General features: G+C 45.0%; 22 protein-coding genes. 18 read left to right on the forward strand and 4 right to left on the reverse strand.

Annotation, left to right across the window (positions count from 1 at the left end; translation table 11 throughout):
- Positions 1–65: 65 nt before the first annotated feature.
- The 6 genes from FFM73_RS04865 (at position 66) to FFM73_RS04890 (ending at position 7,628) form a co-directional block, all read left to right on the forward strand.
- Entirely contained in the window at positions 66–1,352 is a 1,287-nt protein-coding gene (locus FFM73_RS04865) for an MATE family efflux transporter (protein WP_444544406.1), read from the forward strand.
- Positions 1,353–1,761: 409 nt separating this feature from the next.
- The gene (locus FFM73_RS04870; protein WP_137630666.1) at positions 1,762–2,883 is read left to right on the forward strand and encodes an NAD(P)-dependent alcohol dehydrogenase; all 1,122 of its coding nucleotides are present in this window, start codon (positions 1,762–1,764) and stop codon (positions 2,881–2,883) included.
- 52 nt (positions 2,884–2,935) lie between these two features.
- The gene (gene aldA, locus FFM73_RS04875) at positions 2,936–4,399 is read left to right on the forward strand and encodes an aldehyde dehydrogenase (RefSeq protein ID WP_137630667.1); all 1,464 of its coding nucleotides are present in this window, start codon (positions 2,936–2,938) and stop codon (positions 4,397–4,399) included.
- Between the two features lie 274 nt (positions 4,400–4,673).
- A complete protein-coding gene (locus FFM73_RS04880) occupies positions 4,674–5,897 on the forward strand; it encodes an NAD(P) transhydrogenase subunit alpha (protein WP_137630668.1) in 1,224 nt (407 codons plus the stop codon).
- A 1-nt stretch (position 5,898) separates the two neighbouring features.
- Complete coding sequence (locus FFM73_RS04885; protein ID WP_137630669.1) at positions 5,899–6,210, forward strand: NAD(P) transhydrogenase subunit alpha part 2; 312 nt, start codon at positions 5,899–5,901, stop codon at positions 6,208–6,210.
- Complete coding sequence (locus FFM73_RS04890; RefSeq protein ID WP_137630670.1) at positions 6,210–7,628, forward strand: NAD(P)(+) transhydrogenase (Re/Si-specific) subunit beta; 1,419 nt, start codon at positions 6,210–6,212, stop codon at positions 7,626–7,628. The genes FFM73_RS04885 and FFM73_RS04890 overlap by 1 nt, the downstream gene beginning before the upstream one ends.
- Positions 7,629–7,775: 147 nt before the next feature.
- Here FFM73_RS04890 and FFM73_RS04895 read toward each other — a convergent pair whose 3' ends face one another.
- Positions 7,776–8,261, reverse strand: a complete 486-nt coding sequence (locus tag FFM73_RS04895; protein WP_137630671.1) for a GNAT family N-acetyltransferase — start codon at positions 8,259–8,261, stop codon at positions 7,776–7,778.
- A 132-nt stretch (positions 8,262–8,393) separates the two neighbouring features.
- Between FFM73_RS04895 and FFM73_RS04900 the strand changes: the two genes are divergently transcribed.
- Both FFM73_RS04900 and FFM73_RS04905 read left to right on the forward strand, forming a co-directional pair.
- Positions 8,394–9,266, forward strand: coding sequence for a LysR family transcriptional regulator (locus tag FFM73_RS04900; protein ID WP_137630672.1), 873 nt, complete (start codon positions 8,394–8,396; stop codon positions 9,264–9,266).
- Positions 9,267–9,494: 228 nt separating this feature from the next.
- On the forward strand, positions 9,495–10,433 hold the full coding sequence (locus tag FFM73_RS04905; RefSeq protein ID WP_171001210.1) for a serine hydrolase: 939 nt from the start codon (positions 9,495–9,497) through the stop codon (positions 10,431–10,433).
- 55 nt (positions 10,434–10,488) lie between these two features.
- On the opposite strand, the gene FFM73_RS04910 is transcribed toward FFM73_RS04905, so the two are convergent.
- On the reverse strand, positions 10,489–11,055 hold the full coding sequence (locus FFM73_RS04910) for a TetR/AcrR family transcriptional regulator (RefSeq protein ID WP_137630674.1): 567 nt from the start codon (positions 11,053–11,055) through the stop codon (positions 10,489–10,491).
- A 77-nt stretch (positions 11,056–11,132) separates the two neighbouring features.
- Here FFM73_RS04910 and FFM73_RS04915 point away from each other — a divergent pair, with 77 nt between their 5' ends.
- From FFM73_RS04915 to FFM73_RS04925, 3 genes are all read left to right on the forward strand, one after another.
- Positions 11,133–11,888: a sulfite exporter TauE/SafE family protein gene (locus FFM73_RS04915; RefSeq protein WP_235874457.1), complete on the forward strand. Its 756-nt coding sequence runs from the start codon at positions 11,133–11,135 to the stop codon at positions 11,886–11,888.
- 76 nt (positions 11,889–11,964) lie between these two features.
- Entirely contained in the window at positions 11,965–12,753 is a 789-nt protein-coding gene (locus FFM73_RS04920) for a CPBP family intramembrane glutamic endopeptidase (protein WP_137630675.1), read from the forward strand.
- A gap of 81 nt (positions 12,754–12,834) precedes the next feature.
- Entirely contained in the window at positions 12,835–15,369 is a 2,535-nt protein-coding gene (locus tag FFM73_RS04925; RefSeq protein ID WP_137630676.1) for a M1 family metallopeptidase, read from the forward strand.
- Between the two features lie 189 nt (positions 15,370–15,558).
- Here FFM73_RS04925 and FFM73_RS04930 read toward each other — a convergent pair whose 3' ends face one another.
- The gene (locus FFM73_RS04930) at positions 15,559–15,813 is read right to left on the reverse strand and encodes a hypothetical protein (protein ID WP_137630677.1); all 255 of its coding nucleotides are present in this window, start codon (positions 15,811–15,813) and stop codon (positions 15,559–15,561) included.
- A 142-nt stretch (positions 15,814–15,955) separates the two neighbouring features.
- Between FFM73_RS04930 and FFM73_RS04935 the strand changes: the two genes are divergently transcribed.
- From FFM73_RS04935 to FFM73_RS04955, 5 genes are all read left to right on the forward strand, one after another.
- Positions 15,956–17,047, forward strand: coding sequence for a glycosyl hydrolase family 8 (locus FFM73_RS04935; RefSeq protein WP_137630678.1), 1,092 nt, complete (start codon positions 15,956–15,958; stop codon positions 17,045–17,047).
- A 77-nt stretch (positions 17,048–17,124) separates the two neighbouring features.
- Positions 17,125–18,876, forward strand: coding sequence for a thiamine pyrophosphate-dependent enzyme (locus FFM73_RS04940; RefSeq protein WP_137630679.1), 1,752 nt, complete (start codon positions 17,125–17,127; stop codon positions 18,874–18,876).
- 20 nt (positions 18,877–18,896) lie between these two features.
- Positions 18,897–19,769 carry an RluA family pseudouridine synthase gene (locus FFM73_RS04945; RefSeq protein ID WP_137630680.1) on the forward strand — a complete coding sequence of 291 codons (873 nt, stop codon included), beginning with the start codon at positions 18,897–18,899 and terminating at the stop codon, positions 19,767–19,769.
- 170 nt (positions 19,770–19,939) lie between these two features.
- The gene (locus tag FFM73_RS04950) at positions 19,940–20,131 is read left to right on the forward strand and encodes a hypothetical protein (protein WP_137630681.1); all 192 of its coding nucleotides are present in this window, start codon (positions 19,940–19,942) and stop codon (positions 20,129–20,131) included.
- 139 nt (positions 20,132–20,270) lie between these two features.
- Positions 20,271–20,993, forward strand: a complete 723-nt coding sequence (locus FFM73_RS04955; protein WP_137630682.1) for a DUF1003 domain-containing protein — start codon at positions 20,271–20,273, stop codon at positions 20,991–20,993.
- A gap of 56 nt (positions 20,994–21,049) precedes the next feature.
- Here the strand turns inward: FFM73_RS04955 and FFM73_RS04960 are convergent, their stop codons facing one another.
- Positions 21,050–21,994, reverse strand: coding sequence for a dihydroorotate oxidase (locus FFM73_RS04960; protein ID WP_171001211.1), 945 nt, complete (start codon positions 21,992–21,994; stop codon positions 21,050–21,052).
- A gap of 207 nt (positions 21,995–22,201) precedes the next feature.
- Between FFM73_RS04960 and FFM73_RS04965 the strand changes: the two genes are divergently transcribed.
- Positions 22,202–22,609 carry a hypothetical protein gene (locus FFM73_RS04965; RefSeq protein WP_235874458.1) on the forward strand — a complete coding sequence of 136 codons (408 nt, stop codon included), beginning with the start codon at positions 22,202–22,204 and terminating at the stop codon, positions 22,607–22,609.
- Between the two features lie 220 nt (positions 22,610–22,829).
- Positions 22,830–24,194 carry a cytosine permease gene (locus FFM73_RS04970; protein WP_373278633.1) on the forward strand — a complete coding sequence of 455 codons (1,365 nt, stop codon included), beginning with the start codon at positions 22,830–22,832 and terminating at the stop codon, positions 24,192–24,194.
- The last annotated feature ends 595 nt before the right edge of the window (positions 24,195–24,789 follow it).

A 24,789-nucleotide genomic window follows, 5' to 3' on the forward strand; every position in this document is an offset into this window, starting at 1 on the left:
GGGATGATAGGATCGTTGAGCTGTTTGAAAAGGCACCAATACCCAAAGCGTACTTTACACTAGCGCTGCCAGTCGTTTTTGGGACGGTTATTTCCATGATTTATAACTTAACGGATACCTTTTTTATTGCGCAGACGCAAAATGCCAATTTGGTTGCCGGTATTACGCTTTGCACGCCGTTATTTTCCATGATGATCGCTCTAGGTGACATGTTTGGATTAGGCGGCAGTTCCGCTATTTCGCGGTTATTAGGGAAGAAGAAATACCAGTTGGCCGGTCGCGTCAACAGTTTTTGTTTCTATGGCGCGCTGTTGCTGGGAATCATTGTCATGATCTGCCTGTTTGTATTTAAAAAACAGGGTTTGGGTTTATTAGGGGTGACACCCAGCACGTATCAATATGCCAACATTTTCTATGAAATTATGGCGGTTGCTAGTATTTTAATTATTATTTCATTGGTACCTATTAATACTTTGCGGACGGAAGGCTTAGCCACGCAATCAATGATTGGGACGGCAACTGGTACGGTCTTGAAGATCTTCTTAGACCCGCTGTTTATTTTTGGCTTTCACTTAGGGGCTGCTGGAGCCGCTTTGGCCACTGTTGTCGGTTACATTGTCACTGATACGATCCTGATTGGTTACACCGTTAAGCGAGCACGGTATCTGCACGTTTATATTCGCCAAATGCGCATTCCGTTAGCTGAAATCAAGGATGTTTTGATGATTGGTCTACCAGCCTCCATGACTAACTTTATGACCATGCTGGGGACAGCGTTGATGAATAACTTTTTGATCGTGTACGGGGCGAACAAAGTTGCAGGCTTCGGGATTGCAATCAAGGTTGAAACAATCGTGATCATGGTACTGGTTGGCTTTTGTTTTGGGTCTCAGGCATTGATCGGGTATAACTATGGCGCTAGAAATCGGCAGCGTTTAAAGAAGATCATTCAGTTTGACCTGCTAGTGAACGTTGTTTTTGCCTTTATCATTGCGTTGGGATTGATGGCAATCGCACCTGGTCTATGCAGTTTATTCATGAAGAACCAAAGCGTGGTTTCGTCAGCCAGTTATATGTTGCGCTGGTTCTTAATTACCACGCCGTTTATTGGCGCAGTGATGGTTTTCACGACCATGTTTCAGTCAGTCAACCAGCCACTAGAAGCTTTCATCATGTCGATTTCGCGGCAAGGCGTGGTCTTTGCAGCAGTGATCTTCATCATGGCAGCTACTATGGGTTATCAAGGCGTGATCGTCTCGCAGCCGGTTGCGGATGTGATCACAGCAGTTATCGGTATCGCCCTGTATTATCGCGATTTTGGGCCTAAAGGGAAGATCATTGAAAACTGGTAAAAAGGTATTCTTAAAATAATAAAAAAATGAAAACGGTCTGCTTAAAAGTTAGTCTTTAACTAATAAGCAGGCCATTTTTAAGATTAAAATAAATATAAATCCAGAAAAACCGGTTCATTTTCAAAAATGGTTTACTATGTGATAAAAATAGCAAGCCTTAAATTTTTCTAAGAAAAATTTAATTAAATTAATTTCTGTAAACGCTTTATTTTTTGCTGGAAAAGAGCTATAACAGAGGTGTAAGCAAATGAGAAGCAATTCACAAGCAATCCCTAAATACAAATATAACTATAATTTTTTAATTATGGTTAGTGCTTTCAGGATAATTTGTAAATTGATTTTCATCTCAACTTTCATCTAATTATTTTGTTTAATTTGTTTAAATTAATCATTTGGAGATGATGGAGTTATGCGTATCAAAGCAGCAGTTGTTGATAAAAAGGGTGCTTCATTTGAAATGCGCGATGACGTCGAATTAGCACCAATGCAAGCAGATGACTTGCAGATTCACATGGTAGCTACAGGGATTTGTCATTCTGATGAAGCCTTACGTAAAGGTGACGCCGAAATTGGTTATCCAATTATCCTCGGTCATGAAGGCTCAGGAATCGTTGAAAAGATCGGCCCAGAAGTTAAAAACTTCAAAGTCGGTGATCACGTTGTACTTTCATTCTATGGTTGTGGAAACTGTGTAAACTGTTTGAAAGGTGTCCCAACACAATGCTTGAACTACGCAGCTAATAACTTATCAGGAGTTCGTCCAGATGGCAGTGCTCACTTTACTGAAAACGGTAAAGATGTTGCTGATATGTTTGACCAATCATCATTCACTACAACTACTGTTGTTCGTGAACGTAACGCCGTTAAAGTTGACAAGAGCCTTGACTTACGTAAGTTAGGACCTCTGGGCTGTGGCTACGTTACAGGTAGTGGTACTGTCTTCAACACTTTGAAGCCACGTCCAGGTCAAACCATTGCCGTCTTCGGTACTGGTGCCGTTGGTCTTGCAGCTATGATGGCTGGTAAGATTTCTGGTTGTGTCACCGTTATCGCGGTTGATGTTGTTGACTCACGTCTGAAGCTTGCTAAGGAATTAGGCGCTACTGATGTTATCAACAGCAAGAGTGAAGATGCTGTTGAAAAGATCAAGTCATTAACTGATGGTCATGGTGTTGACTTTGCTGTTGATACTACTGGTGTTAAGAAGGTCATGGAAGATTCTATCCAAGCCTTAGCACAAGGCGGCACTTCAGCTTGCATCGCCGTTACTCCTAACCATATTGATCTGGATACTTGGAACGATCTTTGCACTAGCGACCGTTCAGTAATCGGTGTCAACATGGGCGATTCTGTACCACAGATCGATGTTCCTCGTTTGATTAAGTTCTATCAAGAAGGAATGTTCGACTTTGACAAGACCGAAAAGTTCTACAAGTTCGATCAAATCAATGAAGCTAATGCTGATTCTGGTAGTGGTAAGACGATCAAGCCTGTTTTGGTCATTGATCCAGATTACGTACCAGGCAAGTAATAGTTAATTAATATAGTAGAAATTAAGTTTAATTTGAAAGGAAGCAATTACCGTGTCAGAACTAAAACATTTTAAAATGTATGTCAACGGTGAATTCAAAGATTCCAAGTCAGGTAAACTGCTGACTGTTATCAACCCATCAACTGGTGAGAAGATTTCGACAGTTCCTAGCGCAACCCGTGAAGAAACTCAAGAAGCCATTGATGATGCTTATGAAGCTGAAAAAACATGGAAATTTGTACCAGCTGCAACCCGTGGCCAGTACTTACATGATGTAGCTAGCGAAATTCGTAAGGACCAAGATCATTTGATCGATATGCTCCAAGAAGAACAAGGTAAGATTCGTTCATTAGCAACGACTGAAATTACCTTCTCAGCTGACTACTTTGATTACATGGCATCAGCTTCTCGGACTTATGAAGGCGAAATTCTTCAATCCGACAACGCTAATGAAAACATTATGATTACGAAGCAACCAATCGGTGTTGCAGCTGGGATTCTCCCATGGAACTTCCCATTCTTCCTGATTGCTCGTAAAATGGGTCCGGCTTTGGTAACTGGTAACACTATCGTTATGAAGCCAAGTTCAGATACACCAAACTTAGCCCTCGAATTTGCCAAGATTGTTGACAAAGTTGGTATTCCAAAGGGTGTTGTTAACTTCGTTACTGGACCAGGTTCGGTTGTTGGTGACGAATTATCAAAGAACAAGAAGATTGGCATTATTAGTTTGACTGGTTCTGTTGGTTCAGGCAAGCAAGTTATGTCTTCAGCAGCTACTCACATGGCAAAAGTTTCATTGGAACTCGGTGGTAAAGCACCTGCTATTGTTTGCAAGGATGCTGACATTGATTTGGCCGTTCAATCAATCATTGATTCACGTGTCGACAACAATGGTCAACTTTGCAACAACTGTGAACGGATCTACGTTCAAGAAGATGTTGCTGATGAATTCGTCAAGAAGCTCAGTGCTAAGATGTCTGCTATCAAGGTTGCTAACCCAATCACTGACAAAGACTCCGGCATTGGCCCTCTGATCAACCAAGCTGCTTTGGACAAGGTATCTGGTATGGTTGACCGTGCTGTTAAGGCCGGTGGCAAGATTACCGCTGGTGGTCACAAAGTTCAAATCGAAAATGGTTTCTACTACGAACCAACAGTCATTACCAACGTTAAGCAGGATTCCGAAATTATCCAAGACGAAATCTTTGGCCCAGTTCTGCCAGTTGTTACCTTCAAGACATTAGATGAAGCTATCGAAATGTCTAACGACAGTGACTTCGGTTTGACTTCATCAATCTTCACCAAGGACATTGATAACGCACAACGCGCTGCCAACGAATTGGAAGATGGTGAAACTTACATCAACCGGTTTAACTTCGAAGCTATGAACGGTTCTCACTCTGGCTGGAAGGAATCAGGTATCGGTGGTGACGATGGTCGTCACGGTATTGATGAATTCCTGAACACTCATGTTATTTACTTACAGGGTCACCCAGAGAACACCAAAGCATAAATTAAATCAAGTGAATTAACGTCGAAAGGTATCTAGGGGTGATTTGTCTCTAGGTACCTTTTCTGTTAAGCTGTAAGTGGTACCGTTTACAATTATAAATGTAAATTATCGCACTTTGTGATGAAACTTACAGTGATAATTGTAAGGGGTGCTACCTTAGTTTCAATCTCAGTCCAAGGCTTTCACTGGGTAACCGCTGTTCAATGAGGGTGAGTGGCTGCTTGAAATTAAGTTTTCAGAAAATACTTCAAATTATGGAGTGGAGGTAATTTTGATGAGTATTGTGGTTTCTGCTTTAAAGGAAGAGCAGCCCCATGAAAAACGGGTTGCCATCGATCCAGACGTTGCCAAACGGCTAATTAAGTCCGGCATGAAAGTCTTGATCGAGAAGGGAGCAGGGGTTGCTTCTTATTACAACGATGACAGCTATAAAAAGGCTGGCGCAGAAGTAGTCGATCGAAAGACTGCGCTGTCTCAAGCTAATATCGTTGCAGTGATCAACCTGCCCAGTGATGAAACACTGAAGGCTTTGAAGTCTGGCCAAGTTATTTTAGGGCTATTGAGTTCTTTGATCAAGCCTGAAAAGATGCAGCAATTGGCTGATCAGAAAGTCAGTGCATTATCGTTTGAACTATTGCCACGGACGATCAGCCGGGCACAAACGATGGATGTTTTAAGTTCTCAATCCAGTGTTGCCGGGTATAAAGCAGCCTTGGTTGCCAGTGATACTTATTCTAAGTATTTCCCAATGATGATCACTGCTGCTGGTACCGTTAAGCCAGCTAAAGTCTTAGTCCTTGGGACCGGGGTTGCCGGTTTGCAAGCCATTGGGACTGCTAAGCGACTGGGTGCCATTATTTCCGGTTACGATGTTCGGCCAGCTTCTAAGGGTGAAGTTGAATCCTTGGGTGCGAACTTCTTGACCAGTTCAGTTTCTAACGGTGCTGGTTCCGGTGGTTACGCTCGGGCGTTGACTCCAGAAGAAACAGCTGCACAGCAAAAGGAATTAGCTGGGTTCATCGCCGATAATGATATCATCATTACCACGGCCCAAGTACCTGGTCACAAGCCACCGTTGATGGTACCGCAAGCTAGTGTTGATAACGCTAAGCCTGGGACGGTCTTCATTGATTTAGCCGCCAGTGATCTTGGTGGTAACGTTGCTGGCAGTAAACCAGATGAAACGGTTGTCACTGATAACCAAGTAACGGTCGTTGGTGGTAATAACCTTGCCAGTGAATTATCAAACTCAGCTTCACAATTATATGCCAAGAACGTTCAAGCAGTGATCAATGCCATGGTTGATAAAGATGGTAACCTCAACATTGATCCTAAAGATGATGTCTTTAGCGGTTTGACTGCAACGACGAATGGTGAAATTATTAATGCACGCTTGCGCGAAGCCCTTAAGCTCGCTCCATTGCCAAAGGATGAACCAGCTAAGGACGAAACCGACGAAAAAGCTGATCAACCAGCCAAGTCGAAGGGAGCTGAGTAGAATGAGTCAGGAATTATATACGAATCTTGCCATTTTTGTATTAAGTTTATTAGTTGGTTTTGAAGTTATCAGTAAAATTCCAGCAACGCTGCACACACCAATGATGTCTGGTGCCAACGCGATTCATGGGGTGGTTGTTGTCGGTGCTATTTTGGTTGCACTAGAAGCCAAAACACCACTGTTCTACACCATTGCATTTATTGCCGCACTGCTTGGTGCAATCAACGTTTCCGGTGGTTACGTGGTTACTGACCGGATGCTTGAAATGTTCTCGAAGCCTAAGGACAAAGGTAACAAAGGAGGCGACAAGTAATGTCAGGGTTAATGACACTTGTTTCCCTATGTTATTTGATCAGTGCGATCTGCTACGTCATGGGTCTGCACATGATGCGGACGCCTAAGACGGCCCGTAATGGTAACCGATTATCATTTGTCGGTATGATCATTGCCGTCATCATGACTTTCTTGATCGTATTGGAAAAGAACGATACCAGTATGACAGCATGGTGGGTCTTGCTGGTTGCCTTGGTACTTGGTGTCGGCTACGGGGTTTACAGAGCTCGTACCGTTAAAATGACCGATATGCCACAACTGGTTAGTCTCTTCAACGCCGTTGGTGGTGGTGCCGCTGCTGCTATTGGGACCTTTGATTATTTGAGTAAGGCAAATGGCAGTTCGTTATCCGTTGCCTTTTCACTACCCGTTATCTTGGACCTGATCATTGGTAGTATTACCTTCTCTGGTTCATTAATTGCCACTGGTAAATTGGCTGGTAAAGTTTCTGGTAAGCCAATTACTTTCCCAGGCGCTAAGGTGTTAAACGGTATCGTGGTTTTGATTATCATTGCTGCTATCGTTATGACGGTTGGCTTCCCAACTAGTGTTTGGACCTTAGTTACCGCGATTGTTGCCAGTTTAGTCTTTGGTATCTTAATGACCATCCCTATTGGTGGTGCCGATATGCCCGTTGTGGTTTCACTGTTAAACGCCTTCACTGGTTTAGCCGTTGCCATGGCTGGTTTCGTTATCAATAACCAAGTCTTGATCATTGCCGGTGCCTTAGTTGGTGCTGCTGGTACCATTTTGACCTTACAAATGGCTGCTGCCATGAACCGGTCAGTTGCTAACATCATTGCCGGTGGTTTCGGTACTGGTGATTCTGGTGGTACTTCTTCCGCTGATGACGTCCCAGTTAACGTTAAGGAAACTTCTGCTGATGATATTGGGGTTCAACTGGCTTATGCCCAGAACGTTATGATCGTTCCTGGTTATGGTTTGGCTGCTGCTCAAGCACAACATGAAGTTGCTGAATTAGCTAAGTTATTGACGGATAATGGGATTCATGTTAACTATGCTATTCACCCAGTTGCTGGACGGATGCCTGGTCACATGAACGTGCTGTTAGCTGAAGTTAACGTTCCATATGATCAAATGAAACAATTGGAAGATGCTAACTCCATGTTTGAAAATACCGATGTCTCATTGGTCATTGGTGCCAACGATGTTACCAACCCAGAAGCACGTAAACCAAATACTGCTATTTCTGGGATGCCTATCTTGGATGTTGATAAGTCGAAGTCGGTCGTTGTCATCAAGCGTTCTATGAGTACTGGTTATGCTGGTATTCAAAACCCACTGTTCTCTGATGATAAGACCAGCATGTTCTTCTCAGATGCTAAGAAAGGTCTGCAAGAGATCATTGCTTCTACCAAGGAGTATTTGGATCAATAATAGAAATTTAAAGGGTGCATTTTAGCTTATTTCATTTGTTCGCTGATAGGTGTATCTGATTTAAATTTAATCAAAGTGACCACTCATTAGACAGTTAGGGCTGTCTGGTGAGTGGCCATTTTGTGTCGTTAAACGACTGAAGCGAAGTTAAAGCTGTAGCGTATAAAACCGGCTGTTTCGGTCTGGAAAGGTGTAGTCGACGCCCAGATCCTGATAAGAACACTGTTTAAAGCCCTGGCGTTCGTAGAAACGATGCGAGCGGTGTTCCGCTTCTGGGGTATCCAAAATGAGGCGCTGAAAGCCAAGCTTTTTTGCTTGAGTGAGTAGTTTTTGATAAAGCTGCCATCCCAAACGAATTGGCTGTCCTCGAAACTGCGGATAAACGAAGAACTTTTTCAATACTGCAGTGGTTGCTGAAACCCGTAAGAGGCCAATACAGCCGGCAACGTGACCATCATCAAAAGCTATCCAGAATTGGCCACCGGGGGCTTGATAATAGTCAGCAATGGCGAACACATCGGGTTGTTCAGCCATGGTGATACCTAATTTAGCTTCGGTATTTTGACAGTACAGGATCAAGTCGACTAGCTCGGCAATGACGGTTGGTTGTGATTTAAAAGTTGTGATTTTCATAATTGCCTCCTGAAATTCTCTAATATCTGATAGTATATAAGCAGATATTCATTTGGTATAGTTGAAATATTCAAACCATTGCTTCAATAATATTGAATTATAGACGCTAACGAATTAAAGGGGGCAAACTAATTGGAACTTAAATATCTTAAAACCATTCAAACGATTGCTGCGGTAGGCAGTTTTCAAAAGGCTGCTGCGTTACTCAACTACGCACCATCCACCGTGACTTTTCACGTCCAGCAAGCAGAAGCACAGTTAGGGTTTAAACTTTTCACCAAAATTGGTCGGCAAATGGTCTTTACGAGTACGGGTAAAGCCGCAATGCCGCTGATCAATCGATTGCTGGCTGATGCAGCGAGCCTGAATCACTTTGCTGATCATAGGGATGGCTTAGTGGGAAGACTCGTTGTTGCAGTACCAGAAACTTTGTTAACCTATGAAATGCAGGGTGTCCTCAAACAATTTAAAAAACAGGCGCCCAATGTTGAATTGGTGATTCGGGTACTTAACTGCTATGACATTTACGCACAAATGCTGGATGGGAAAGTCGATATTGCAGTGCATTATGATGTCCGGTTATATCCGCCAACGATTCATACCAAGAAGCTGAAAGACTTCCCGTTGGTGTTAGTTGCTGCGCCCGAACTAGCTAGGGAAGATTTCATCACACCGGATCAAGATAAGTCAGTCTGTGCATTGATGAATGATCCCCACGCGCGTTATTTGGAGCTATTTGATGAGTATCTGGCTGAAAAGCATATTCGCCTACGACCAAATATGGAACTTTGGAGTATTGAAGCAATTCGAAATTCCGCCATTTCGGGGTTAGGGGTGGCTTTTTTACCCACGTTTTGTGTCCAAGATGCGCTGATTGCTGGTCAACTGGTCACTATTCCGACCACGATGACCACGCATCAGTTGACAGCAGTTTATGCGTATCGCTACCTAAGCAAAGCCGGTGAATTGTTTGTTAAATTGCTCAAGCAGGCCACATTTAATTAAGGCTATTTAGTACTAAGAAGCAGGCCTGAGATATGCCTATTTTGAATGTTAATAAGGTTGGTATGTGACTAACTTACATCTCTAATTGAAAACAGTCTGATCGTTGTCATCTTAACGTACGGTTAGGCTGTTTTTAATGCTCAAACAGTTATTAACTGGGCTTTAGAAGTGTATAATAGCAGTAAAATAGGCTGAAAGGAATGATCAGCGATGAATGGACAAACTAGAATGGCACGATACGATAAGTCTTCAAAAAAGTATTTGTTGCCGATAATTTTTCTAATAACGATCATGGCGGTTCTTCTGGGAATTAGTTTTGTCAACACTTCCGTACACGCTGCGCCGACCCAACAGGCAATCAGTGGCCAGCAGAGCGCGGTCAAACAGCAGCTGCAGACGTATATTAACTCGGTCACTAAAGATGGGACAGTCAGTGTGTCATTTTACAATCTTGGGGCTCAGTCAACTACCCCAGCAGGCTCCAGCAATACGGCTGGGTTTTACAGGGCAGGCCAGTTGGCCGTTGAGAGTCCCAACGCACACAAGGCTTACACATCAGCCAGCACTTATAAAATGTTTATTGTGACCAATATTTTAGCCCGCATCGATGCTGGTACTTTGAATAAAAGTGTTTTGAAATCGTCAGGGTTTAAGGAAATGATCTTACACAGTCAAAATGGTTTTGCTGAAAGCTATCTAAGCTCTTATGGCTTAAGTAATATGAATAGTTTCGTTAAAAAGCAGGGCTGGTATTCACACCCGTTTGCGTCTAATCGGGCAGCGCGGACGACTTCGGCAACATTGGTATCCGTCATGCGTAAGTTAGATCAGGGACGCTATCCGTTTGATAACGCATCTAATCGTAGTCAGGTACTTACTTTGATGAACAAGCAGGTCTATCGAACGGGCATTCCAGCAGGATCTGTTCAAGCAATGGCCGGCGCAGCGACTGCGGATAAGGTCGGCTGGCTCTGGTCGTACAACAACGATGCTGGAATCGTGACCTTACCAAACGGGCAGCGGTACGCGATTGCGGTGATGACTCATGGCCACGGACAATCTGGCTTCAGCGGGTTTCCAAAGATTGCTAGAATCACTAAAAACGTCCAAACCATTGTTTATGGTAAGACCACAACCAACAAGGTCAATCAGTTATACAATAACTAAAATGCTAGGTTTAAAAGTCCTGAATGATTTCGGTCATTCAGGACTTTTCGTGTGTTTATAGCTCGTTTAAATGATGCAGCGCGATTAATAGCATTTGATTAAAACTATCAGTTTCCTTGACGGTTTCGGTTTTAAACCAGCCACGGCCAACGTTAACCACTTCGCCGATAATCAAGTTGCGAATCATTCGGGTTGCATTGAGGCGAACATGATCGTCCATGTCCATCGTTAGCAACAGCTGGTAGAGAATTTTCTTTAACGCTTGAGTATGCGGTGTTTGAGCCGGATCATCGTTTAATAGTTCACGGGGGATGGCCAGCACAAACTGGGTCAGTTTGAATCGGGTCAAGGCGTACTGTCGGCATACGTTGGCAAACTTCAGAACTGCTTTTTCACCAGATAAACCTAATAACTGTTGCTGTAATTCGGTCATTAAACCGGCATTATAAGCTTCATCGATAGATGCTTTCAACGCCGTCACATCAGGAAAATAATTGTAGAGTGCCTGAGAATGTGTCCCCAATTTACGGCTAATATTAGAAAAGGTTAGCGGTTTTTGGGTCTCAATCAAATTTATGGCAGTTTGAATAATTTTTTGCTGATTCAAAATTCGGCTTGTCAAAAAGATCCCTCCCTCTCTTTTAATTTTACATAAAGTAATTTATAATTACAAGATGTAAAGTAAAACCGAGTTAAGTCATGAAAGAAGACGTTATTGTGAATACCATTGTGTTATTGTTCGTGGGTCTAATCGTGGGGATCATCGTGATTTCTTTAGGTGGCGGTGGCGGCGCGATTTACCTAGGATTATTAGCTTCCGTTTTTAAAATTTCACCGCTTTCAGCTGCTGCGACATCACTGGTGACCTCATTGCCCTCAGTAATTATTGGGTCCTGGGGCTATTACCGTCAAAAACAAATTAATTTCCGTTTGGGTAATCAAATGTTATTTTCAGCGGTACCAGCAGTGGTCATTGGTGCGTTACTGGCGCCCTATATTCCCTCGCTCATTTACCGTTGGGTCCTAGGACTGATTTTAATCATCATGGGACTTCGAATCGTTATTAGGAAGGGCAACAGATCGTCAAATAAAAATCATACGCTTTGGATGGCTTCGCTGTATGGTGTCTTAAGCGGTTTGATGGTCGGTATTGCCGGTATGAGTGGTGGCGGTCCCATTTTAGCTGGGTTATTGATTCTTGGCTTAAATACGTTTCAAGCCGTTGCTACTTCGTCTTATGTGTTAGTGGGTTTAAGTATTATTGGGGCTTTAATGCACATGACTGGCGGTCAAGTTGACTGGCAGTTAGGGCTGCCATTAATGATTGGTGCGGCCGTGGGTGCGCTGATTGCGCCACTTCTAGTGAAAAAAATTTCCAAATCCTCACATTCAAATATTGTTCAAGTGATTATGGCTCTATTAATGGTTTTAATGGGAATCAATACGATTCGCTAGTAATCATGGCGCACAATTTTGATTGATCAACTGTCTGTGGTATTTTAAGAGTAATTCATTTTACTCGGAGGCAGATATGTATCATTTAAAAATCGTTGGTGATCAACGTTGGCAGCTGGGTGCTGCTATAGGGAGCCTGATGGTTTTCTTTGGCGTTTCGGATAGCTTAAAACACCTACTGGTCATGACCAGCCACGGAATTGTCACGTTCCCTTACGCTGCAGCCCGATTACTGCTCGCTATCATGTTAGCACTGTGCATGTTTTTCTTTATTAAAACGGGGAAGATCACAACACCTGGGCGGATCGGCTATCAACGGCCAATTAGGACTTGGCTGGCGCTAATTATGTTGTTCTTTGCGACCATCCTATTAGGCAAATTTTATGAAATGTCCGTGGTAGCGCCCAAACCGCTGCAACTCTTTAACATTGCGCTTATTGCACTTTCAGCCGGCATTTATGAAGAGATTCTTTGCCGGGGATTACTATTTTCCTTTTTTCTCGGTATTTTTAAAGCTCGAAAACAGCCATTATTGTGGACGGCAATTGCCAGTAGTCTCGTGTTTGGCCTGCTTCACCTGATGAACCTGGTTGGTGGTCAATCGCTTCAGACAACGCTGCAGCAGGTTTTTTACGCGTTCGTTATTGGGATGATGTTTTCAGCCATCCGCATTTCCACAAATGGACTCTGGGTGGGAATCCTCATTCATTCGCTGATTGATTTTGACCCGTCAATTGCCACGCCCATGACGGGAAACGGTAACTGGGCCGTGGACTTGATTGTCTTTATACCACTGCTGATGATTGCTGTGCTGTATTTAGTGAACGTGGACAGGCTGATAGTCCGGCAGTCAGTGGTAAATTGAACGAAATCTTAGCCTTCTTGGCAACTGATTTTTAATGAAAGTCGTATAATGGACGTAATCAAATTATTAATGGAGGCCAATATGGCAGCAATTAAACATTTTTATGAGACCTTTCAACCAAGTCATTATGATTTATATCTCGACATTAACCGGGAAACTAAACTGATTTCCGGAAAAACCACGATTACGGGGAATGCAACGGAGACGAACATTTCACTCAATCAAAAATTCCTGCAGGTGACTGCAGTTGAAGCGGATGGTCAGGCCGTTGATTTTACAATGGATCAACCAGCCGAAGCGATTCGCATCAGTTTGAAAAAGACTGGTCAAACGACACTGACGATTACCTATACCGCACCATTGACTGATTCCATGATGGGCATTTACCCGTCATACTACGAAGTCAACGGTGAGAAGAAGCAGATCATCGGGACGCAGTTTGAGACGACCTTTGCCCGTCAAGCTTTTCCTAGCGTGGATGAGCCTGAGGCTAAAGCTACCTTTGATCTCGCCATCAAGTTTGATGAACATCCGGGCGAAACCATTATCAGCAACATGCCTGAAGCGCGCACGGAAAACGGTGTGCACTACTTCGACACGACCATGAAGATGTCGACTTACCTGATTGCCTTTGCCTTTGGTGAATTGCAGTCTAAGATCACTAAGACTAAATCTGGCGTTACAGTGGGCGTCTTTGGTACCAAAGCGCACAAAGCTAACGAGCTGGACTTTGCCTTGGACATTGCCAAGCGGTCAATTGAATTTTACGAAGACTTTTATCAAACCAAGTATCCATTACCACATTCATGGCAGCTGGCATTACCAGACTTCTCCGCTGGTGCCATGGAAAACTGGGGGCTGGTCACTTATCGCGAAGCTTACTTACTGTTAGATCCAGATAATACGTCGTTGGAAATGAAGCAGTTAGTGGCCACCGTCATTGCTCACGAACTGGCTCACCAATGGTTCGGTGATCTGGTTACCATGAAGTGGTGGGACGATCTCTGGCTCAACGAATCCTTTGCCAACATGATGGAATACGTTGCGGTAGATGCCATTGAACCTGACTGGCACATCTGGGAAATGTTCCAGACCTCTGACGTACCAATGGCTCTGAACCGGGACGCCACGGATGGGGTTCAGTCCGTTCACGTGTCCGTTGAAGATCCAGCGGAAATTGACGCGCTGTTTGACAGTGCCATCGTTTACGCGAAGGGTGCTCGGATGCTGGTCATGGTCCGCGCATTACTTGGCGACGATGCGTTGCGTAAGGGCTTGAAGAAATACTTTGAAGCCCATCAGTACGGTAATGCAACCGGTGCAGATCTCTGGTCTGCGTTAGGCGAGGCGTCTGGCTTGGACATTGGTGCCATTATGAACTCCTGGCTGGAACAACCCGGCTATCCCGTCGTTGATGCCTCGGTTGAAAACGGCGCGTTGATGATCAGACAGCACCAGTTCTTTATCGGTGATGGCAAGGATACTGGCCGTCAATGGCAGATCCCGCTGAACAGTAACGACAAACAGGCACCGGTCATCTTTAAAGATGATGAACTGTCACTGGGTAAATACAGTGAGGTCCGCCAGCAGCTTGGTGAACCGTTCCGGGTCAACGTGGGCAACAGCTCGCACTTTATCGTGCACTACGATGCCACGTTATTAGACGATATTTTGGCACACCTTGATAAATTGGATGCTATTACACAGCTGCAGTTGCTGCAAGACCTGCGTCTCTTAGCCGAGGGCCGGCAGATGTCGTATGCCAGCATCGTGCCATTGCTGCAGCGGTTTGCTGACAGCAAGGCTACCGTGGTCATCACGGCACTGTACGTCATGGCCAACAACCTCAAGAAGTTTGTGATTCCTGATTCGGATGAAGAAAAAGCGCTGCAACGGTTATTTGACCGATTGAGTCATGCCCAGGTTCAACGGCTAGGCTGGTTACCGGTGGCCGGTGAATCAAATGATGATCAGTTAGCGCGGCCAACGGTTTTGAGTGCTGCTTTATACGCACAAAATCGTGACGCTGTTGCGGTTGCCCACCAAATCTTTACTGATAATCAGACGAAATTAGCCACGTTGTCAGCTGATATCCGCGGGCTGGTGCTGAGCAATGAAGTGAAGCACTATGGCAGTGAAAAATTGTTCAACCAATTGTTAACCACCTACACCCAAACATCCGATGCCAGCTATAAGTCAAGTATTCGAGCAGCCTTGACCAGCACGCCGGATGCCGCATTGATTCAAAAATTGATTGCCCAGTTTGAAAACGCGGATGTGATCAAGCCGCAAGATCTGCGTGGCTGGTTCAGAGGCGTTTTGGAAAATGCCCATGGCGAACAAGCCGCTTGGGATTGGATTAGAAACGACTGGCAGTGGCTGGAAGATACAGTTGGCGGTGACATGGAGTTTGCAACCTACATTACCGTGATTACCGGCGTCTTCAAGACGGCTAAACGCCTGTCAGAATTCAAGACGTTCTTTGAACCGAAAGTAAATACGCCAGGGTTAACCCGGGAAATTACGATGGATATTAAGATCGTTGAGAGCCGGGTAGCTTTGGTTGAAGCTGAAAAATCGGCGGTCAATCAGGCAGTTGCAACTGAAATTAAATAATTAACGCTGGTGGAGAAATTCCTTCAGTATAGAAAAAACAGACAGACTATCAATCGAATAATTGATAGTCTGTCTGTTTTGCTATACGAATTTTAATGCCAAAAGAGTTTCCTTTAAATTAACTTTTTCACTCGTGATAGCCGGTGTTTTACGGTATTCTATTAATAGTTATTAAGCGCTAGCGGCAGGTTATTCTTCTGAATCAAAATTTAACTCCGCCATAGAGTCTTCCAACTCTTCCAGTAAATTATTCTGTTCAATGCGTCGGAGCCAGGCTTGCTGGCTCTGCTCACCACGTAGCTGCTGGGCAATTTTACCATGGACCTGTTCGACAAATTGCACGTACAATTTATCGGCTTGTCGCTGTACCACCGTTGCATTGTATCGACGGGCAGGGGCTCGTTTGAGATTTTCAGCATTTAAATAAGGTAGTGCCTTGGCCATGAAGCGTGCCTCAACTTGACTGTTTTGTGCAAGGTAAGCTTGTAACTCTGAAGGATTCAACTCGTTCACATCACTTTCCGAACAAACGTTCTTTTTAGTAGTATAACCGAAATATCGCTTTAGATAAACAGGAGATTTGATTATGAAACGAATTCAGCTGCTATTATGTGGATTATTCGCTGTTGTGTTAATTCAAGGTTGTGGTCATAAACGCGCTAGTGTCCCTGTGCCCAGCAAACCGACCACTGAGTTTATACCGTCTACGAAGTATAAGGATGATCAAGAGCGGGTGAATCAACTGGCTAGATTTGTGACTACTAACTTGGTGACCGCCAAAGGTGTCAACAGTCAAAATTCGTTAGGCAATGATGCGCATCCTATGCTTTCTGAAACTGCTGGGCTCTGGCTAATTTATTTGGCGCAGTCTGGTCAGAACACCCAATTCCGGCAAGCCTACCAGCAAACGGTGATGAATTTTGAGAACGATGGTTTGTTGATGTATCAAGTTCAAACAGGCAATCGGCAACAATCCAAGATGAATGCGACCTTAGATGATTTACGAGTGATTCGCAGTCTGGGGCTGTATGCAGTTAAAACCCATAATGATCATTATCAAATCAAAGCGATTCAACGCTTTGCTGATTTGAAACGCAAGGTTGGGAGACACGGCCAATTAAGAGATTTTTATGATACACAATTCCACCAGGTCAGTTCGCTGACTTCAATGGCTTACTACGACCTGTTGACCATGCGAGAATATGAAACTAAATCTATTTTTGATGGTCAGCTTCAACTGATTCAAAAGGGCTATCTGGGTTCTCAGTTGCCATTGTACGCGGCGAATTATAACTGGACTCGACGACAATATTCGACCAGTCCATTAAACACCTCTGAAGCACTATTAACACTGCTGCATTTGGCAGAAGTTAAACATCTGAAGGAATCGTCCTTGCGGTGGCTGGCTCATCAGGTTACCAACAGTACGCTATATAACCGTTATGAAGTCAGTGGTGCAGTTAGTAACTGGGGTGAATCAGCGGCAAACTATGCGATTGCCGCCCGGATCTTTGCAGTGACTAGGCAGCCAGCTTTATACCGATTAGCCATGAACCAAGTTTGGCGGTTTCAAATTCAGAATCGCCGTTCAGATCTGCAGGGCGGACTGGGAGATGATAGCCAAAAGGTCAGCTACGCGTTTAATGATCTGCAAGCGTTGATTTCTGCCGGGTATTGAAAGTACCTGCTAAGCAATTCTTTACGGGTTTAGCATGGTAGAATGAAGGTAATCTATAAGTAGGAGGAATCTCAATCATGGCACAGATGAAAGCATCTCAAGCACTGGTAAAAGAGTTGGCAAATTGGCAAGTTGACCACGTTTATGGTATTCCCGCTGATTCGCTGATCGACGGTTTTGCTGCCGAGCAGGATCTGATCCGCTACATTCAGGTTCGCCACGAAGAAGTTGGCGCACTGGCGGCAGCGGCTGAGTCGAAGCTGACGGGTAAGATTGGTGTGGCATTGGCAGCAGTGGGACCGGGTGCGATTCATCTGATTTATGGCCTGTGCGATGCGAAGATGGACCACACCCCCATGCTGGTGATCATCAGTAACGTGACCACCAGTACGATCAACACCCATTATTTGCAGGATATGGATGAAGATGAACTGTTTGCTGGGCTAGATACCTTTCATCGCCAGGTCAGTGATGCTAAGCAGATTCCAGGCACGATTCGAGCGGCGATTCAGACGGCTTATGCAACCCAGTCGCCATCAATCGTCATTATTCCAGATGACCTAGCCAATGTAGAAATTAATTATGAGCCCATGCCAGTTCATCGTCTGGCTAAGCCGGTCTTGGCAGGAACTGACGCGCAAGTCGCTCAAACCGTTTCGCTGATCAAGCAGGCCAAGCGACCAGTCATGTTCGTGGGGAAGGGGATTCGGTATGCTCAAACAGAAGTTGCCGCCTTTTCGCAAAAATTTGGCTTACCGGTAGTGACCACCGCGCCAGCAGTTGGTTACGTTGCCAGTAACTTTGAAAATAATTTAGGCTCACTGGGAACGGTTGGGACGCAACCGGCTTTTGAAGCCATGCACATGGCTGATCTGGTCGTGATGGTCGGGACCAGCTACCCGTTCATGCGCTTTATGCCGCATACCATTAAAACGATTCAAATTAATCAGGATAGTCAAGCATTGGGTGAGCAGTTCCCAGCGGTACAACTGGTTCAAGCGGATGCGAAGACCTATTTAACACAGGTTATAAAGACACAGCCTGATCAGGTACCAGCCAGTGATTTTCTCAAGGCCCGCCACGTTGCGCGCCAAAACTGGCGGGGGTATTTAGATGAACGCGTGGCTGCCCGGCCAGCAGGGTTACTGACGGCTGAGGCGGTTTTACGCGAGGTAGCACAGTTAGCGACGCCGGATACCATCTATGGTTTGGATATTGGCAATAATATGGTCTGGTCAACGCGGATGCTGCCCTTTGGTGACGGTCAGGAGATGACCATGTCAGCCTGGTTCGGTGCCATGGGTTACGGCCTATCGGCGGGAATCGCAGCACAACTGAGTTATCCAGACAAACGGGTGATCACGGTTTCTGGCGACGGCGGTTTTTCAATGGTAGTGCAAGATCTGCTGACTCAAGTGCAGTATCAGTTGCCAGTGATCAACGTTGTGCTGGAAAACGGTGGCTACGGGTTCATTCGGCAAGAAAAAGCGAAGGTCGGTCAAAGTGATTATGGTTTGAAATTTATGAATGCCAACTGGGCTGGAGTCGCTGAAAACATGGGTGCCATTGGACTGCGTGTGACTAATGATCAAACGTTGAAAGCTGCTATTCAAACGATTGAGCACCATTTAGCCACTGGTGACAAGCAGCCCATCGTGTTAGATGCTGTAATCACGGATGAGGAACCGCTGGACACCAGCACGATGAAACTGGATCCAGATCAGTATTCTGAACGGATGATTGGTGAATTTAGAGTCAAAAACCATTTGGATGGTGATCGTTATCCATCACTTAGAAGAATTTTAAACCAACTAATAGCACAGCAGTGAGATTGGAGCGGAGCGAATCAATGGAATTTACGTGGACGGTCAACGAACCGGGCTTATCTGCCAAACAGGTCTTGAGTCAGCACGGGGTCAGTCACCGGATGTTTACGCAGTTAAATCAAAGTAACGGCCAAATACTGGTCAACGGGGTGTCTAAGAAACCGGCTGTTAAGGTGCAGCCGGATGATCAGGTGACCTTGGTCGTACCAGTGGAACCAGCAGATCCGGCAGTCCCGGTCAGTTCTGAGCCGATCCAGATCATTAATGAAGATGCCAATACACTGGTGGTGTTGAAACCAGCTGGACTGACTTCTGTTCCGGGACCCAGTAACCGTACTGATACGCTGGTTAACCGCATTAAGGGGCATTTGGTTGCCAGTGGCGATCAGAATTTAGTGCCCCACATCATTACTCGGTTAGACCGTGATACTAGTGGGCTGGTGCTAATTGCTAAGCACCGATTAGCGAATTCCTGGTTGAATCAGCAGTTAGCTGATCACCGGCTTAAAAAACGTTATTTGGCAATTGTCAGTGGCCAACTCGACTTGGACCATGATATGATTGACGCACCGTTAAGACGTTCGGACAACGGGTTTGATCAGATTGTGGCACCGGACGGCAAGGCGGCACGGACCGAGTATTGGGTGCGTCAGCGCAGTACTAACTGGACGTTAGTGGAAGTCTTGCTGCATACGGGCCGGACCCATCAGATTCGTGCCCACTTTCGTTCAATCGGCCATCCGCTACTTGGCGATGAGCTGTATGGTGGGCCAATGGAGCAAATCACCCGGCAAGCTCTTCATGCGTACCAATTAGATTATCAAGATCCAGTGACGGATGCGCCACGGCATTTTGAGGCTGAATTACCGGCTGATATGGCAAAAGTGATTAAATGAGCAATTTGAAAATAAATGCAGTTTATTGAATGATTATCTGAGCAAATCATGTTGAAAACGACTGTAAGTTAAGAATTCATCTCATAATAAACTTTTTAGTGTAAAACGCTTGCTATTCTCTAGAATGTCTGTATTATAGCAACTATAAAAACGACTAAGGAGTGAATTTGATGACAACTAACGATGTGTCACAGCAGGCGATTGCAAAGATTTTAGAGCAAATGGATGAGAATCTTTCTGAACTATCGTGGTTTGACTGTGACCTTAAAGACGACAAGTTTGTTAAGCACATGGCTGAGATCAAGGCATCTTTAAAAGCTGCTAAAAAGCCATTTGTTGAAAAAGACTTAGTCATAGAATAAACCGTTGCTGGCGACATAGTCTGTCACCTTTAATTTTGCTACAGCATACTCAGACGATTTCCAAAAACCACCCGCTGCAAAACAGTCGTTTTGCAGCGGGTGGTTTTGCGTTAAACTATTGACGAGAGGAGTGAAAATCATGGCGGAGAATTTAACGGTCCACTGTATCGTGGATGATCAAGAGTACCACGTTGATGAGGGCCTGTACCTAGCTGATCTGTCCACTGCAATTCGGCAGCGGGTCAAGCAGGACTATCCCCAAGCCAAGGTCACCGATTTTATTTGCGGGCATCATTTATTAAAATACCGGTTAGCCAACGTTGATGCAATGATCAGCTCAGATTTGAAACAGAGTCAAAAAATCAACCGGAAGCTGACCCGGGCGATGCAAAGCGATGACTATGAGATCACTGATGTGAACGAAACCCTCACTAAAAGTTTGACGTTCGGTGAGCGGATTGCGGATGATGTGGCGCGTTTCGGTGGTAGCTGGGGCTTTATTGGCATTTTTATCTTTGTTTTAATTTCCTGGATGCTGGTGAACAGTCTGCAATTATTCGGCATTCACTTTGACCGGTTCCCCTTTATCCTGCTGAACCTAGTTTTAAGCTGTATTTCAGCGATTCAAGCGCCCATCATCATGATGAGTCAGAACCGTTCGGCAGACCGTGACCGAATGGCTGCTGAAAATGATTTTCACGTGAATCTGAAATCAGAACATGAATTACGCATCTTGCACGCTAAACTGGATCATTTATCGCAAAATCAAATTCCCCATACGCTGGAGATTGAAAAATTACAGATCGAAATTCTCTCTGAGATCCGCTCTGAATTAGCGGAGTTGCGGGATCATCATAAGTAAGCAAAAAAGGGATTGTACCAATCAATGCTGATTGGCACAATCCCTTTGCTATTTAATTAATCATCAAAAGTTTTTAATTTACCCCGAAAATCATCGATGCTGGTATAGCCCTTCTTTTTCATGATATCGGTCAGTTCAGTAGCTAACCTGTCAAAGAGTGGGATGCCTTCATAACCAAACTGCGTCCCGATTTGAACCATAGAAGCGCCGCAGAGGATGTGTTCAAACACATCGACGCCGTTTAAAATGCCACCAGTGCCGACGATCGCAATTTCTGGTTTCAGCCGTAACGCGAGGCCACGGACGTTAGCGAGGGCAGTGGGCTTGACAGACGCACCGCCAATGCCACCATAACCACCCTTTGGCCGAATAACGACTTGTTCAGACTGAGGGTCAACAACGAGGGCGTTACCGATACTGTTGATCGAGTTGACAAAGGTGAGCGGGTACTGATTCAAAATTGCCGCAATCTGGTCAAAATGAACCAGATCAAAGTACGGTGGCAACTTAACACCCAGCGGTTTGGTATAAAAGTCGAATACCTGATCCAAAACGGTATGCACCCGATCAAAGTCATAACCGACTTGCGGTTTACCAGGAACGTTGGGGCAAGATAAGTTTAATTCAACAAAACCGGTGTATTCAGAAGCTTGAATCTGATGCAGCATGGCAAGGTTATCTGCCAAACTGGTCCCAGCAACGGACAAAAAGTTCGTCGTTCCAGGCCGCTTTTGCTGGTCGGCAATGACGTAGTTTAAGTAGTAATCCAAACCGTTGTTGGGTAGACCCATCGAATTAATACTGCCATGGGGCAGCGTGTGCATCCGCGGTGATGGGTTACCAGCCCGCTTTTGAGGCGTCGCGCTTTTAGTGACGTAGGCCCCGGCATCCGACTGCACCAGTGCGTCTAAATCTTGCTTGCTTTGACAACGGATCCCCGCTGCATTCATCATGCAGTTATTAAAGGTTCTGCCGCCAATCGTCGTTGCTAACATGTTCATCAAAAATCAGCTCCCTGTCTGAATTTATTTGGTCTTCAATTGTCATTAACAGTACCTTAAAAATTTGTCAGCGTCAAGGTGTTCTTAAAGGGGAGACGATGAACGTTTAATGAACCCACAAATTTCTAGGATTTTGATTGCTTCCAGCAGACAATCACTACTAAGAACTGGTAAAATAGAGCTTAAATGTTTAAAGGAGGGCCAAACTTGAGTGAAGATGATAAACCAGCTTTAAAGCTGGGTGACGATAAATTTGCTGAAATGATGCTGTTTTTGAAGACGCCCATTAACCAAAAGAATCACCGGGACTACCGGTTCGGTGAATCCGAACTGCGTGAATTGCAGGAGGGCATCTGGGCCATGCCAGCCTATCTGGAAGACGATGATCCCTACAGCCTATTTTTCCTGTTTACCACGATCGATACGGGTGAAATGGTCGTGGCCTTTGCGGAAGGGGAGCGGCAGGATAAACAACTGAAGCTAGGCCAACCGCTGACAACTGGCGCTGGGTTGAACAACCTCTTTGCCCAGCAGGAAAAACGGGCGCAACGGGTGCTGAAATTTTTGAATGATATTTCCCGGGCGGATGAAGCGGAGTGGCACCAGATCGTTTAGTCAATCAGCTGACGGTCTGCTAATGCTGCTTGACATGTAACGGGCTGAAATTTATACTTAGCTCAATCAATAACCTTTTAAATTTAGTCCCGTGAGGCTAATAAAGGGTCGGCGCTGACAACAGCAATAAACACGACACCTCTATACCCGCGGGCATAGGGGTGTTTTTGTGTGAGCAATAGCAGATATACTATAAAATGATCAATGAGGAGTGTTTTAGTTGGCGAAAAATGGGTTAGGACGGGTCCCCGCAATTCCAATGGCAGCCCGGCACATGTCTTACTGGGATATGTTTGCCACTTGGGTTGGTGCCAATGCCAATAACGGTACTTGGTATATCGGCGGTGTGATTGCAGCCTGTGGGTTCTTAACGGCTTCAACAACCTTAATTATAACTGGCATTATTTCGTATCTTTTATTAGCAGCAGCGAGTTATATGGGGTATAAAACGGGGCTCACAGCCATGACCTTAACGCGGGCGTCCTTTGGATTACGAGGCAGTCTGTTGCCTTCCGTCATTAATCTGGTTCAGTTTATCGGCTGGGCGGCCGTGAATACGTTTATTGCGGCCACCTCGATGAGTTTCCTGTTTCATGACTTGTTTGGCTGGCCAGTCTACGGTAAACCGGGCGGAACTATGGGAGTGGTTGTCGGAATCCTCGTCATGAGTGTGTTTCACCTCCTCAGTGTTTCAGTCGGGCAGCGGTCAGTTCAACTGATTGAACGAATCGGCATCGTTTTGGTTTTTATCTTCGTGATTTGGGAATCGATTGTAGTGTTTAAAACTGTTTCGTTCCATGAAATTTTGAACTGGCAGCCACCGCATGATCTCAAAATGACGTCAGGCGCTGCTATTGATGTTCTAGCAGCTTTCAACTTGGCCTGGGTAACGGCGGCCAGTGATTTTTCCCGCTTTACTGGCGTCAAAAGAAACGCGACCCAAGCTTCCTTTTTGGGGGCTAACCTTGGCCTTTTCTGGTTCGCCTTTATTGGCGTCATTGCCACGATTGGGACGGCTATTACGTTGAACCATTTTGATCCCAATAACTCGGACCCCAGTACGATTGCTAGTAAACTGGGATTAGGTTTTCTAGCCATGATCGTCATTATTTTAACCAGTACGACTGCCAACGCGGTGAACTTGATGTCAGCCGGCTCGGCACTTACTAATATGACTCGGCGGTTAAGTCTGAAGGTCAGTCTGTGGGTGGTCACCTTAATTGCCTGTGCAGTAACGTTTTTACCACTTTTTGTAGCGTCGTTTCTAACGATTTTTACGGCTTTTCTGGATGGTATCGGTATGGTACTGGGACCCGAGATTGGCATCTTCTTAGTCGACTATTTCTGGTTATGTCATCGCCAATATCAGATTGCGGACTTCACCAAGGTTCACGGGAAGTATTGGTATCAGGGTGGTGTTAATTGGATCGCCATTTTAGTTTGGGTGGTGTCAGTGGCCTGCTACATCGGTTTAAAGCACGTGACCGTGATTGCGAACTCGATTGGGGCAACGTTTGTGGTGATCGTCTTGAGTATGTTGCTGTATGGTTTGCTGATGAAATTCACACAAAGACAGGTTCAATAGGTGTTCATTAGGGTTTGATAATGTTATTCTTACTATAGTGACAGGATATGACTCACTAATACTGGAAATACTTTTGAAGTTTGGCTTTGAATGTAGTTTGTTAAACGTCGCTAGTTGCTAAACGTGACAGCATTGCCATGGATGGCGCTAAAATGCGCTTTGAGTGTCCAGTGTAAGCTGGGCCAGTAATCGTATCTGATTGACGGGTAAGCGAAAATTAAGAAATTGATTTTCCCAGTGCTAGCCGGTCACCCTGCCACTCGGAAGGCCCCTTCAGTGAAAAACTGAGGGGACCTTTTCGTGTAAGGTGTGGAAGAAAGCGGTTAGGTAGTGGAGTGTAGTGAGCCAATTGCGAAATTTGCCTGGGTTTGGCAAATTACGTGATTGGCTCACTATATGCAACTACCTGCTTTCTGGAACCCGATTCAGCTAGGTAAGAGTAATGAACTAAGGCTTGGTTGCTTTATACGGCCGGAATCTGAGTTGTGGAACCCGATTCGGCTAGATAAAAGCAATGAACTAATTTGCCTGGGCTTGGCAAATTACGTAATGACTCACTACATGCAACTACCTGCTTTCTGGAACCTGATTCAGC

This window comes from Secundilactobacillus hailunensis (assembly GCF_005405185.1).
Taxonomy (GTDB): domain Bacteria; phylum Bacillota; class Bacilli; order Lactobacillales; family Lactobacillaceae; genus Secundilactobacillus; species Secundilactobacillus hailunensis.